Origin of the sequence: Variovorax sp. efr-133-TYG-130 (assembly GCF_030208835.1) — a bacterium.
GTDB lineage: Bacteria > Pseudomonadota > Gammaproteobacteria > Burkholderiales > Burkholderiaceae_C > Variovorax.
This window is the reverse complement of sequence record NZ_JARVTD010000004.1, coordinates 90014-103375: the sequence shown is the minus strand read 5'-3', so window position 1 is coordinate 103375 and position 13362 is coordinate 90014. Positions and strand designations below refer to the sequence as shown.

Sequence of the window (13362 nt, the reverse complement as noted above, 5' to 3'; positions counted from 1 at the left end):
TGCGGAAGGAAGATGAAGGGGGTCAGGCGCCGCGGCGCGGCGCGGGGTCGAAATGGACGAACTGCGGCGCGCCGAAAGCTTCGCGCGAGGCCGCCGAGAGCGCCTGCTCGATGCCTTGCGCGCCGAGCCGTTCGCAGGCGGTGAAGTCGTCACTGCACTGGCGCAGCAGCGCCGCAAGCGGCGAGGGGGTGCGCGCGCCGAAACCTGGGGCGTCGGCCGCATCACCCTCGCCGCCGTGCAGCAAGGCACGCACGGTCCACGCGGCCTGCATGAGGTCGCGCGCAGCCGCGGCCGCATGGGCCGAACCGGCGGCATGCTGTGCACGCGACCAGCCGATGAGCAGCACGCCGTGGTCGCGCGGATGCACGAGCGCATGCGCGGGCGACAGGCCGCGGTGCGTCCAGCCGGCGCCATGCACGAAGGCCAGCACCTCCAGCATGCGGCGCCAGATCCATACGGCATGGCGCGGGTCGATGCCCTTCGGATTGGCCTGTTCCACGTCCTGCAGGCTGCCCCAGAAGCCGGTGGGGTGGCGCAGCACCAACGCCTGGCGGGCGCCGTCACCCAGCCCTTCGGCGATGCCCGTGCCCACCGGTTGCGGCAGCCGGCGCGTGAAGTAGGCGGCGCCCGGAACCGACAGGTCCTGCAAGGCCTGGAGCACCGAGGCTTCGCGCAGCAGCACGCCGTTGGCTGCGCTGTCGCGGGCCAGCTTCATGGTCACGCGTTCGGGTAGCGCGCCCAGGCGCTCCGCGAGCAGCACCTCGCTGTGCTCGCCGGTGGCCAGCGGGGCCAGTACGCGATAACGCGCGCCGCGCCATGCAAGGACGCGCCCGCCGGGCACATCGGCATTCGCCCTGCGCAACGCGGCGCGGAAGCTCTCGCGCTCGACGATTTCCTCGCCGCGCACGATGGTGGCGCCGCAATAGCTGCAATCGACGGTGCGCCAGCGCGCAGCCCGCGGCAGCGGCGCAGAGCATTGCGGACAGCTGAGAGCAAGCAGCGACAGCATGAGCCGCGCCCTACTCGGCCTCGGGCGCCACCGCCGGATCGGGCGATGCCAGCACGCGGTCGATACGGCGGCCTTCGAGCGCGACGATCTGGAAGCACCAGCCGGCGCAATCGATGTGCTCGCCGACCTCCGGCAGGTGGCCGGACACGGACATGAGCAGGCCGGCCACGGTGTTGTAGCGGCCCCGCTCTTCATCGGGCAGCTCGCGGATGCCAAGGCGCGCACGCAATTCGGACACCGGCATGAGGCCGTCGAGTTCCCACACGCCGTCGGGCCGCTCGCGCGCCCATGCGTCGGTCTGCATGCCGGGCTGCAGTTCGCCGGTGATGGCTTCGAGCAGATCGCGCGGGGTCATGAGGCCCTGCACCACGCCGTATTCGTCGACCACGAACACTAGGCGCCCGGCGCGCTCGCGGAACTGCTCGAGCAGTTCCATGCCGGTGAGGGTCTCGGGCACGAACACTGCCGGCGTGGCTTCCTGGCCCAGCACGCCGGTGTGCGCGGCGCCCAGCCGCAGCAGGTGGGCCACGCTGATCACGCCCACCACGTCGTCGAGCGAATTGCGGCACACCGGATACCAGGAATGCACGAGGTTGAGCGCAGCCGCGTCCGCCACCTTCTGCAGCGCCTGCCGCACGGTGAACGAGGCATCGAGCCATTCGATGTCGGCGCGCGGAATCATGAGCGACGACAGGCGCCTGTCATCGAGGTGAAACACATTGCGCACCATCTGGTGCTCATGCTGCTCGATGACGCCGGCGTCCACGCCCTCTTCGAGGCTGGCCGAGATTTCTTCCTCGGTGACCGAGCGGGCCGCATTTGCGTCGATGCGCAGCAGCCTCAGCGTGGCGGCCGTAGCGCCGGCCAGCAGCCACACGAAGGGCTTGGCCGCCTTGGCCAGCCCGCGCATGGGGCGCGCCACGAAGCGCGCTACCGGCTCGGGGTAGAGCTGGCCGATGCGCTTGGGCACCAGCTCGCCGAAGATGATGGTGAAGAAGGTGATGCAGGTGACGACCACGGCGGTGGACACCACGCTGGCGGTGCCGGCGCCCATGCCGACCGATTCCATCCACACCGCGAGCGGCGCCGCGAAGGCCGCCTCGCCGACGATACCGCTCAGCATGCCGATGGAGGTGATGCCGATCTGCACCGTGGACAGGAACTGCGTCGGCGACTCCATCAGCTTGAGCGCCGCCTCGGCGCCGGCGTCTCCCGTTTCGGCCAAGGCCGCGAGGCGTGCGCGGCGGCTGGTGGAAAGGGCCATTTCGGACATTGCGAACGCCGCGTTGAGCGTCGTCAGCAAGGCCAGCAGGAAGACATCCATGAACTGAGGGGGAGAATGAGGGAATGTCACTTTACTTGATTGGCGACCTGCAAGGCTGCGACGCCCCCCTCGGGCGGCTGCTGCAGAAGATCGATTTCTCCCCTAGCCGCGACACCATCGTGCTGCTCGGCGACCTGGTGAACCGGGGGCCCGACTCGCTCGCCGTGCTGCGCCGCGTGCAGGGCTACGGAGCTTCGGCGCTGAGCCTGCTGGGCAACCACGACCTGCATCTGCTGGGCGTGTCGCACGGTGCGCGCAAGGCCGGCCGCAAGGACACCCTGGCCGAACTGCTGGCGGCACCCGACAGCGAAGCGCTGCTCGACTGGGTGCGCCGCCAGCACATGGCGCTGCACATGCGCATCGGCGGCGGCGACCTGCTGATGGTGCATGCGGGCGTACTGCCGCAGTGGACAGTGGGCGAAACGCTGGCGCTGGCCGCGGAGGTGGAATCGGTGCTGCGCGGCCCGGCGCTGGGCGAATTCCTGCTGTCGATGTACGGCAACGAGCCGGCGCAATGGCAAGACACGCTCACCGGCAGCGCCCGCCTGCGCGCCATCGTCAATGCGCTGACGCGGCTGCGCTTCTGCACGGCCGACGGCGTGATGGAGTTCGAGGCCAAGGACAGTGCCGCCACCGCGCCCGAAGGCTACATGCCGTGGTTCGACGTGCCCGGCCGCAAGACCGCCAGGGCAACGATCGCCTTCGGCCACTGGTCGACGCTGGGCTGGCTCTCGCGTCCCGATCTGCTCTCGACCGACACCGGCTGCGTGTGGGGCGGCTGCCTGAGCGCGGTGCGCATCGGCGCGACGCTGGACGAGCGCGAGTTGATCCAGGTCGATTGCGAGCAGTCGCAGAAGCCGGGCAAGTAGCGCCAGGCCTGCGCGTCCTGAACCTCAGGAAGGCAGCCGGAACCTGTCGAGCGACATGCGCTGGCGTCCCTGCGCGTCGAAGTTCCCGGGCGCAAGCCAGCGCTCGAACGCGGTGCGCAGCGCCGGCCATTCGCTGTCGATCATCGAGAACCAGGCCGTGTCGCGGCCGCGGCCCTTGTAGACCACCGCCTGGCGGAAACGGCCTTCGTACTGGAAGCCCAGCCGCAAGGCCGCGCGCTTCGAGGGTTCGTTGAAGTCGTCGCACTTCCATTCGTGGCGCCGATAGCCGAGTTCATCGAAGACGAGCTTCATCAGCAGGTACTGGGCCTCGGTGGCCATCGGCGTCTTCTTGAGCAACGGCGAGAAGTTGACCGTGCCGACCTCGATGGCGCCATTGGCGGGGTCGATGCGCATCAGCGCCAGCGAACCGACGGCACGGCCGCTTTGCCTGTCGATCACGGCGAAATGCATCGGGTCGGTGCTGCTGGCAATGCGCTCGACGTAGGCCCGGGTGGTGCCGACGTCGGCGGGGCGCTCGATGCCCAGGTAGGTCCAGTCGCGGCCGTCGGGCGCCAGCGCGTAGGCCGCGTGCAGGTCGTCGGCATGCCTGGCGGCATCGAGCGGCTCGAGCGTGCAGAAGCGGCCCTCGAGGGCGCGGCGCGGCGGCAGGGGACGTGGCGTCCAGCCGGGCAGTTCGGGGCCGATGGACTGGCCGAAGTCGTTGTGGCGGGCAAGCATGAGGCGTCTTTCGGAAAAAAACAGGAACGACCACCGAGTCGGGTTATGTAAAGTACCCGCATGCTGGCTCCAGAAAAAGCTCCACGTTCTTATCATTTCATGGTGCCACGGCCTTCTCTCTCACCTGCTGCCCTGCTGGACACCCCGCTCGCCAAGGGCCGCGAGGCGGGTTCGATGCAGCGCCAGCTGTACGACCGGCTCAAGCGCGCCATCCTCGACGGCAGCCTCGCACCCGGCAGCCGGCTGCCCGGCTCGCGCGCCCTGGCCGAGTCCCTCGCGATTTCGCGCAACACCGTTACCGCGACCTACGAGCACCTTGCCGCCGAAGGCTATGTGCAGCCCGACCGCCAGGGCACGCGCGTGATCGAGCTCTCCTCGCCTGCCCTGCCGCCCAGGCGCGCCGGCAAGGCAGGCGCCGTGCCGGGAACCGCGTTGCGCCTCTCGAAGATCAAGCCTGCCGTCTCGCGCGCCGACGCCGACATGGCGCTGCGGCCGGGCGTGCCCGCGCTGTCGCACTTTCCGGCGGCTGCATGGCGGCGCGCGCTCGACCGCGCGATCCGCGCCGCCGGCCCCGCGGCCCTGGGCTATGGGGACCCGCTGGGCGAGCCGCCGCTGCGCGCGGCCATCGCGCGGCACCTGTCGATCGCGCGCGGCGTGCGCTGCGAGCCGCACCAGGTGGTCATCTGCGAAGGCGCGCAGGAGGCCATCTCGCTGTGCGTGCGGCTGCTGTCGAACCCCGGCGAGACCGGCTGGGTCGAAGACCCCGGCTACCGCGGCGTGAAAGCCGCCATGCACGCGGGCGACATGCGCATCGTGCCGCTGCGGGTCGATTCCGAGGGCCTGTGCGTGAGCGAGCGCGACTGGGTGAGACACCCGCCACGGCTGATCTACACCACGCCTTCGCACCAGTATCCCGGCGGCGCGGTGCTCGGTATCTCGCGCCGGCTCGCGCTGATTGCGCAGGCACGCGCGCACGGCGCCTGGATCATCGAGGACGACTACGACAGCGAGTTCCGCCACACCGGCGAGCCGATCGGCGCGATGCAGGGGCTGGTGGAAGAGGCGCCCGTGCTCTACGTCGGCACCTTCAGCAAGACCATGTTCCCGTCGCTGCGGCTCGGCTTCCTGGTCGTGCCGACACAACTGATGCCGGCCGTGCAGGCGTCCATGGAAGAAATGCTGCGCGGCGGCCATCGCCACGAGCAGCTGGCCATGGCCGACTTCATCGAGAGCGGACAGTTCAGCCGGCACCTTGGCCGCATGCGCCGGCTGTACCGCGACAGGCAGCATGCGCTGCGACTCGCGCTGCAAAGGCACCTGCAGGTGCCCCACGAGATCGAGGGCGGCTACTGCGGCCTGCATCTCACGGTGCGGCTGCCAGCACGCTTCGAAGACCGCAGGATCGCCGCCGAGGCGCTGCGGCACCGCATCGCGCCCTCCCCGCTGTCGGCCTTTGCCATGCAGCCGCAGCCTTCGGACAACGGGCTGGTGCTGGGGTATGGCAATACGCCGGCGGAATTGTTCGAACCGCTGGTCAAGCGGTTGTCGATGCTGGCGCGGGCGGCGGATGTCGCCGGCCAGAAAGCCAGCTAGCGCGCGTTCACCACATGCTCGCGCCGGAAACTGCGCGGCGTGACGCCCACCCACTGCCGGAAGCGCCGGTTGAAGTACGCCTCGTCCGCGAAGCCGCACTGGTGCGCGATCTCCCGCACCAGCAGCGAGGTGGACGACAGCAGTTCCTTCGCGCGCTCGATGCGCCGCTCGGTCACCAGGTCGGTGAAGGTGCGGTCGGTCTCCTTGCGCAGCAGGTTGGCCAGGTAGTTGGGCGACAGGAATGCCGCAGCGGCCGCATCGGTGAGCGAGAGAGGCTTGTCGAGGTTGTCGCGCACGTAGCGCACCACGCGCTGCAATGCGTCGTGCTGCGAGGTCTTGCCGTCATGTTGCAGCGAGAGCCGCATCAGCGCCTGCTCCTGCCGCATGCAGGCCAGCGCGATGATCTGCTGCACGATGCCGCGCATGGCGATCTTGGCGCCGAAACTGCGGCCCGCGTTCAGCGCATGCAGCTCGTCGAGCCAGCCGCGGATGCGTGCGAAGTCGGCCTCGTCGAAGGCGAAGTCGACGTACTCCTGGAACAGGAACGGCGCGAGGTCGGGGTAGCGCGAGAGCGGCACGTCGTCAAGGTCGAGCGCATCGACGTCGAGCTCGGGCCACAGGAAGCGCTGGTCGAAGTTGACGATGCAGTACAGCGCCTCGGGCGGATGCGGAATCACGTGCACGCGGTACGGCAGCACGAAGCTCAGGTGGCGCGGTCCGAAGGGGCGCACCTCGCCGCCGATGGCCTGCTGCGAATGCCCTTCGATGCCGATCTGGATCTGGAAGTACGCATGCCGGTGCGGCAGCGTGAGTTCGTTGCGCGCGCCCTGGAAGCGGATGTCGAAGTCGAGGTGGTCGGCACGCTCGTGCATGCCGTAGGTGCGTACGGACGTGGGATGAGAGGGGCGCATCGGGGCTGGCGTGGCGGCAGGCTTCTGGCCGCGAGGGTACGCCAACTTCCAGCCCGGCGCGCGGGCCGCCTTCAGGCTCAGACGACCACGACCTCCAGCGCGCCGACGCCCGCCACGGTGCCGCGCATGCGGTCGCCGCGCTGCACGGCCGCCACGCCGGCGGGCGTGCCGGTGAAGATCAGGTCGCCGGGCTGCAGGGTGAACAGGGTCGACAGGTAGGCGATGGTGTCGGGCACGTTCCAGATCATGTCGCCCAGGTCGCCGACCTGGCGCTGGGCGCCGTTCACTTCGAGGCGGATCTCGCCCGCCGCGGGATGGCCGGCCCGGGCCACGGGCACCAGTTCGCCGCAGGGCGCGGAGCCGTCGAAGGCCTTGCCGGTGTCCCACGGGCGGCCCATTTTCTTGGCCTCGGACTGCAGGTCGCGGCGGGTCATGTCGAGGCCGACGGCATAGCCGTACACGTGGGCGAGCGCGTCCGAAGCGGCGATGTCCGATCCACCGGTCTTGAGCGCGACCACCAGTTCGATCTCGTGGTGCACGTCCTTCGACAGCGTGGGGTAGGCGAACTCGCCGCCGTCCGCGACGATGGCGCTGGCCGGCTTCATGAAGAAGAACGGCGGCTCGCGGTCGGGGTTGTGGCCCATCTCGCGGGCATGTTCGGAGTAGTTGCGGCCCACGCAGAAGATGCGGTTGACCGGGAAGCGCGCGCGCTCGCCCTGGATGGGCAGCGAGTGGACGGGCGCGGGGGCGATGGCGTAGAGGGTGTCGGTGGCGGAAGTCATGCAACGACTCTATCCAGCGGCAGCGCGCCTCCGGGGGACGCATCTACGCGAGTCTTGGACTTGGCTACGTTTCGTCGCTCGACGCAAGTCTGCGCAACACAATTAATTCTTAAGCATTCAAATATGCCGCCGGTGCACGGCCCGGCTTGCGCCGAGACAAATAGCGTGACGCTCTTGCGCCAGCCAGATACATTGCGCCAACGATGCACGCTGCTGCACGCGGAGCTGAGCGGCCTGTGTCAACGACAGGATCAAGTCCGATGTCATTGTCCGTGTGGGTCAGGATCCGTTTGCCGGTATCGATCTTCGTGGTCGGCACGGCGCTCTCGATCGCCCTCGGCGTGTCCGCCCGCCAGGAAATCGCGCGCAGCGCGCAGGCGCACTTCGATGCCGCCGCCCTCGATCTGGCACGCAAGGTCGAAGCCCGCTTCGATGACTACATCGCCGTCCTGATCGGCCTGCGCGCGCGGTTCAATACCTCCGATCCCGTGACCCGGAGCGACTTCAGGGACTACGTCGCGGGGTTGAACCTGGCGCGCGCCTACCCCGGCTTCCAGGCTGTCAACTACGCGCCGCTGGTCGCGGCCGGCGAAAGGCAGTCCTTCGAGAAACAGGTCCGCGGCGATGCGAGTCTGGACACCGGCGTGGCCGCCGGCTTCGCCATCAAGCCGCCCGGAGAGCGCGCCACCTACTACCCGCTGATCTACATCGAGCCGCAGGCCGGCAACGAGAAGCTGCTCGGCAACGACCTGGGTGCGATGCCCGACAGGGGAGACGCACTCGAGCAGGGGCGCGACACCGGCGGGCTCGTCATGTCGGGCCGCAAGGTGCGCATCCCGGGCCGCGAGTCCGACATCGGACTGGCGATGCGGCTGCCGGTCTATCGCGCAGGCCGACCGCTCGACACGCTCGAGCAGCGGCGCAGTGCCTATGCCGGTTCGGTCGGCGCGGGTTTCAGCGTCGCGGGAATGCTGGGCGACGTGGCCGGGGCCGACCCCGCCACGGCGCCCCGGCTGCGCCTGATCGATGCCGGGCCGGGCCGGGGTGCGATCGGAACGCGCGTCGAGACCCGGTTCGTGACGCCGACCTCGTTCGGCGAGCGGCAACTGCTGTTCGACAGCGCGGCCTCGGCGAAGCCCGCCGCCGCTGCGGAGCGCGGCCTCGAGCGGATGCTCGGCTTCGAGCTGGGCGGCCGCTCCTGGCTGGTGGAAGTCGAGCAGGACGAGACCCAGGTCTTCGGCCCGCTCGACAAGGCCATTCCGTGGCTCATCGTCCTCGGCGGCCTGGCCACCAGCATGCTGCTTGCCGGCATCGTCCTCTCGCTGACCGCCTCGCGCAGCCGGGCCCAGGTCCTGGCGAACGAGATGACCCACCACCTTCGCAGGAGCGAGCGGCAGCTGGAGGAAGCCCAGCACCTAGCAAGCTTGGGAAGCTGGATCCTCGATCCCGAGACCGGAGCCCTGCAGTGCTCCGAAGAAGCCCGGCGCATCCTGGGCTTCGAGACCGAAGCCTCGCAGCCGGACCTTCAAGCGCTGCTCTCGCGCGTTCCAGCCACGGAACGCCCCGAGGTGGAACAGCGGATCGCCTGGGCCTCCCAGTCCACGGAACGCAGCGAATTCGAGCACCGCCTGTGCCTGCCCGACGGCACCGAACGCTGGCTCCATGTCATCGCCCAGTCGGCCGAAGATGAAGGCAGGCGATGGGTGCGCGGCACCGTGCGCGACGCCACGCGGCTGCGCAAGGACGCATTGCGCCAGAAGCTCGAATACAGGATCGCACGGCTGCTCGCCGGCGACGGCAGGACCGAGACGGTGATCGCGCTGGCGCTGGAGGCGGTATGCACCGACCTGCGCTGGGACTGCGGCGCGTTGTGGAGCGTCGGCGAAGACGGCCAAGCTCGCTGTGCGGCAGCCTGGCACGCCGGCGACGACCCGGCGCTGCGGCAATTCGTCGACGCCAGCCGCACGCTCACCTACCGGCCAAGCGAAGGTTCGCTGGGTCGCGCATGGGGAATCGGCGGCGTCGTGCGCATCGACACGCTGGCGGCTCCGGGCCATTTCGCGCGCGATGCAATGGCCCGCCAGGCCGGACTGGCCGCCGGCCTCATCGTGCCGATCACCACCGCCGACACGACCGCGGCGCTGGAGCTCTTCGGCTCCAATCCGCAGGTGGCCGACGCCGAGACGCTGGAATCCCTGCGCGTGATCACCTTGCAGATCGCCCAGTACAAGCAGCGCAAGCTGGCCGAGCGGAGCCTTCGCTTCATCGCCAGCCACGACGAGCTGACCGGGCTGCTCAATCGCGCCGCGCTGCAGCACGAGCTCGCCCACGCCATCAGGCGCAGCAACCGCCAGCAGAAGCCGTTCGCGGTGATGTTCGTCGATCTGGATCGCTTCAAGCACATCAACGACACGCTGGGCCACGGCGTGGGCGACCAGATGATCAGGATCTGCGGCGAGCGCCTGACGGCGCTGCTGCGCGACACCGACGTCGTGGCGCGTTTTGGCGGCGACGAATTCGTGCTGCTGCTGGAGAACCTGTCCGCCACGAAGGATGCCGAGGTGCTTGCCGAGAAAGTACTGGCCTGCTGCGCAGCGCCGTTCGTCATCGAGGGACGCGAACTGCACGTCAGTGCCAGCGTCGGTGTGAGTCTCTATCCGGAGAACGGCAACGACGCCGAGGCGCTGCTGAAAAACGCCGACACCGCGATGTACCGCGCCAAGGAAAAGGGCCGCAACACCTACCGGTTCTACGCGGCGAAGATGAATGCACGGAGCACCGAACAGCTGATGCTCGAAAGCGCGCTGCGCCATGCCCAGGAGCGTGGCGAGCTGGAGATGTACTACCAGCCGAAGATGAACCTGCAGAGCCAGCACATCTCCGGTGTCGAGGCCCTGATGCGCTGGCACCACCCGCTTCTGGGCACGATTTCGCCGACACAGTTCATCCCGATCGCCGAAGAGACCGGCCTGATCGTGTCCATGGGGAAGTGGGCGCTGGAGCAGGCATGCGCCGATTCGCGTTCGTGGCAGCAATTCGGCTTGCCTGCGGTGCTCGTGAGCGTCAATCTTTCGCCGCGCCAATTCGAAAGCCGCACGCTCATCGCCGACATACGGGCCGCCCTGGAAGCCTCGGGCCTGGAGCCAGCGCTGCTGGAGCTGGAGATCACCGAAGGCGCGGTGATGGCGAACCCCGACCATGCGACGAAGCTGCTGCGCACCATCCGGGACATGGGCATCGGCCTGGCCATCGACGATTTCGGAACGGGCTACTCCTCGCTTTCCTACCTGAAGCATTTCCCGCTGTCGACGGTGAAGATCGATCGCTCCTTCATCAACGACCTGACGCGCGACGCCGACGCGCGAGCGCTCATCGACGGCATCATCACCCTGGCCCACGGCTTGCGGATGAAGGTGGTGGCCGAGGGCATCGAGACCATGGCCCAGCTCGACTACCTGCGCAGCCACGAATGCGACGAGGCCCAGGGCTACTGGCTGTGCAAGCCCGTGACCTGCGACGAGGTGCGCGATTTCATGGCGCGTCACCTGCGCAACCAGTTTGTTCCGTCGGTGGCGGCCTGACGGCCGGATCTTCGGAGCAATCGTCCCCGGGCACGTTCGCCCGGACCTTCCAGTCACTCAACAGGAGCATTCATGCCTCATTCCACCCAAGCCAGGACCCTGGCGCAGACGATCGCCGCGATTGAGGCGCTCGACCTCACGCTGATCAAGTTCAAGGCCTGCCGCAAGGAAGACGGCTACGGCTGGCCGGCGGCTTACGCGGACCGGATGGAGGTGGCCTACAAGCGCTACCTGATGCTGCACGCCAGGCACCCCGAACTGACGCTCGCGCCGGAGCAGGACGTGGACCGGTTCTGGCACATGCACATTCTCGACACGAGAAAGTACGCGGCCGACTGCGAGGCCACCTTCGGCTACTTCCTGCACCACTTCCCGTACCTTGGCCTGCGCGGAGAGGAAGACGCCAAGGCCCTGCAGGCGGCCTACCAGGAGATGCAGCGCCTGTGCGTCGAGGAATTCGGCGAGCCGGCGGCCACGAACGCGGCCGCGTGGTGCTCCCTGGAGGCGGGCAAGCCAGCGGCGGCATGGTGTTCGCTCGAAGCGGACAAGACGGGGCCCGCTTGGTGCTCGCTCGACGCGGGGCAGCAAGCTAGCCAGCCACCCCGAAGCCTGTATCGAACGTCCCCTTCACATCAAGCGGCTGCTTGATGAGGCCGACCCGCCGGTAGAAGTCCGCCGTCCCCTGCTGGTCCGCAATGACCTGCGCGTCGATGGCCACCCACTTCTGCTGGCGGCGTTCGAACTGCAGCTTCGCCGCCTCGGGCGGAATGCCGATGATCCGCGCCAGCGCGGCCGAGTAGGCGTCGACGTTGCGGTACGACCAGAGCTGTGCCTTCACCACGCGCTGCAGGAAGTCCTGCAGCACCGGGCGCTTGGCGGCGATGGCGCCGTCGGTGGCCGCAAGGTAGCTCAGGCCCGGCAGCAGCCCGCGCCCGCTGACGAGCACCCGCGCATGGTTGCTGACCTCGGCCAGCGCCGTGTACGGCTCCCAGGTGGCCCAGGCATCGACCGAGCCCTGCGTCAGCGCAAGCTTCGCGTCGGCGGGCGCGAGGAAACGGATGTTCACGTCCTCGGGCTTCAGCCCGGCCGAAGTGATGGCCTTGAGCGTGACGTAGTGGCCGATGGAGCCGCGGTTGGTCGCGACGCTCCTGCCCTTGAGGTCGGCGGCGGTCTTCAGCGGCGAATCGGGGCGCACCAGCACCGCCGTGCCGTAGGAGTCGGAGCGGTTCGCACCGATGGCCTTCACGCGCGTGCCGGCTGCCAGCGCGAAGATCAGCGGTGCGTCGCCGATGGGGCCCGAATCGACCGCGGCCGCATTGAGCGCCTCGGCCAGCGGCGCGGCCGCCGGGAACTCCGACCACTGGATGTCGTAGCCCAGCCCTTCCAGCCCGCCCGCCGCTTCGAGCAACGCGCGCAGGCCGCCCTTCTGGTCGCCGGCCTTGAGCACCGGCCGGCCCTGTGCGTGAACCAGGGCGGGCACAGCGGCGACGGCGGCGGCCACCGATGCGCCCTGGACGAGAAACCGGCGGCGTGAACTATGGAGAGTCATGAACGTGCTGTGGTTGCTCATGCGAGCGGATCGAAGGAAACATGGTCGGCAAAGCGCACCGGGTCCGTGCTCTTCTTGAGCACACCCACGCCGCGGAAATCGCGCGCGTAGAACTCGACCTCGTCGCGCAGCTTGCGGCCCAGCGGATGGTGCTGGTGCGTGAGCGTGCCCAGCAGCGCACGCAGGTCTTCCACCGCCACGTTGGGCGAGTACTTGGCGAAGAGCCTGGCCGACTCGTTCGGGTTCTCGGCCACGTAGTCGGAAGCCTGGGCGATGGCGCGCACCAGCGAGGCGACGGTCGCCTTGTCCTTGCGCACGAGCTCGCCGCGCGCGCCGACGATGCAGCACACCTTGTCCTTGTACTCGCCCGAAAGATTGCTCGCCACCTCGACGTAGGCGCCCTGGTTGCGCTTCTCGATCAGGTAGATGTTGGGGTCGCCGTCGGCAATGGCCTGGATCTCGCCCTTCTTCACCGCCACATCGAGCAGGTCGGCCGGGTACTGGCGCCAGGTGACGTCCTTGTCGGCATCGATGCCGTTCTTGGTGAGCAGGATCGAGAAGAAGTTCTTGCCCGGGCTCGCGATGTCGGACACGCCGATGACCTTGCCCTTGAGGCTCGCAAGGTTGGTGACGCCCGCGCTCTTCGCGCCCACCAGCCGCACGCAGCCGCCGTGGGAGCTGCCGACGATCTTCACGTCGAAGCCCGCCTCGAGCGGCTTGAGCCAGCGGTGGATCATGCCCACGGCCGCGTCGGCCTTGGCGGTGGCCAGCGACTCCAGCAACTGGTCGGTGGAGCCCGTGTAGTTGATGAGCTCGACCTGCAGGCCGTTGCGCTCGAAGTAGCCGCGCTCCTGCGCCACGACCACGGGCGACAGGCAGAAAGCGGCAGCGTTCCATGCGAAGGTCAGCTTGCGCGACGACTGCGAGAAGGCCTGCGAGGCGATCAGGCCGCCCGATGCGACCACCGCGGCCGCACCGCCGGCGCGCAGCATGCCGCGGCGGGAAA

The 13362-nt window shown here is 68.8% G+C and carries 11 protein-coding genes; 4 read left to right on the top strand and 7 right to left on the bottom strand.

The genetic code is table 11. The annotated features are described in order from the left end of the window. Positions 1-22: 22 nt before the first annotated feature. Together QRN67_RS06930 and QRN67_RS06925 are read right to left on the bottom strand one after the other, a co-directional pair. Entirely contained in the window at positions 23-1009 is a 987-nt protein-coding gene (locus QRN67_RS06930) for a serine/threonine-protein kinase (protein WP_081267563.1), read from the bottom strand. A 10-nt stretch (positions 1010-1019) separates the two neighbouring features. After that, positions 1020-2333: a hemolysin family protein gene (locus QRN67_RS06925; protein ID WP_081267562.1), complete on the bottom strand. Its 1314-nt coding sequence runs from the start codon at positions 2331-2333 to the stop codon at positions 1020-1022. 23 nt (positions 2334-2356) lie between these two features. Between QRN67_RS06925 and QRN67_RS06920 the strand changes: the two genes are divergently transcribed. Continuing rightward, positions 2357-3202 carry a symmetrical bis(5'-nucleosyl)-tetraphosphatase gene (locus QRN67_RS06920; protein WP_106938228.1) on the top strand — a complete coding sequence of 282 codons (846 nt, stop codon included), beginning with the start codon at positions 2357-2359 and terminating at the stop codon, positions 3200-3202. A 24-nt stretch (positions 3203-3226) separates the two neighbouring features. On the opposite strand, the gene QRN67_RS06915 is transcribed toward QRN67_RS06920, so the two are convergent. Then, positions 3227-3940, bottom strand: a complete 714-nt coding sequence (locus QRN67_RS06915) for a GNAT family N-acetyltransferase (protein ID WP_285411214.1) — start codon at positions 3938-3940, stop codon at positions 3227-3229. Between the two features lie 99 nt (positions 3941-4039). On the opposite strand from QRN67_RS06915, the gene pdxR reads away from it, so the two are divergent. Beyond that, positions 4040-5533, top strand: a complete 1494-nt coding sequence (gene pdxR / locus QRN67_RS06910) for a MocR-like pyridoxine biosynthesis transcription factor PdxR (RefSeq protein WP_285411213.1) — start codon at positions 4040-4042, stop codon at positions 5531-5533. On the opposite strand, the gene QRN67_RS06905 is transcribed toward pdxR, so the two are convergent. Together QRN67_RS06905 and QRN67_RS06900 are read right to left on the bottom strand one after the other, a co-directional pair. After that, positions 5530-6444: a helix-turn-helix transcriptional regulator gene (locus QRN67_RS06905; protein WP_285411212.1), complete on the bottom strand. Its 915-nt coding sequence runs from the start codon at positions 6442-6444 to the stop codon at positions 5530-5532. The two genes, pdxR and QRN67_RS06905, sit on opposite strands and share 4 nt — an antisense overlap. A 77-nt stretch (positions 6445-6521) precedes the next feature. Continuing rightward, positions 6522-7226: a fumarylacetoacetate hydrolase family protein gene (locus QRN67_RS06900; protein ID WP_106938224.1), complete on the bottom strand. Its 705-nt coding sequence runs from the start codon at positions 7224-7226 to the stop codon at positions 6522-6524. Between the two features lie 260 nt (positions 7227-7486). Here QRN67_RS06900 and QRN67_RS06895 point away from each other — a divergent pair, with 260 nt between their 5' ends. Next, positions 7487-10807 (top strand): bifunctional diguanylate cyclase/phosphodiesterase, encoded by a 3321-nt coding sequence (locus tag QRN67_RS06895; protein WP_285411211.1) that lies wholly within the window; start codon positions 7487-7489, stop codon positions 10805-10807. 72 nt (positions 10808-10879) lie between these two features. Beyond that, positions 10880-11455 carry a glycine-rich domain-containing protein gene (locus QRN67_RS06890; RefSeq protein ID WP_234383052.1) on the top strand — a complete coding sequence of 192 codons (576 nt, stop codon included), beginning with the start codon at positions 10880-10882 and terminating at the stop codon, positions 11453-11455. Here the strand turns inward: QRN67_RS06890 and QRN67_RS06885 are convergent. Further along, positions 11397-12356 carry an ABC transporter substrate-binding protein gene (locus tag QRN67_RS06885; protein WP_285411210.1) on the bottom strand — a complete coding sequence of 320 codons (960 nt, stop codon included), beginning with the start codon at positions 12354-12356 and terminating at the stop codon, positions 11397-11399. The two genes, QRN67_RS06890 and QRN67_RS06885, sit on opposite strands and share 59 nt — an antisense overlap. 17 nt (positions 12357-12373) lie before the next feature. Next, positions 12374-13348 (bottom strand): ABC transporter substrate-binding protein, encoded by a 975-nt coding sequence (locus QRN67_RS06880; RefSeq protein ID WP_081267553.1) that lies wholly within the window; start codon positions 13346-13348, stop codon positions 12374-12376. Between the last annotated feature and the right edge of the window lie 14 nt (positions 13349-13362).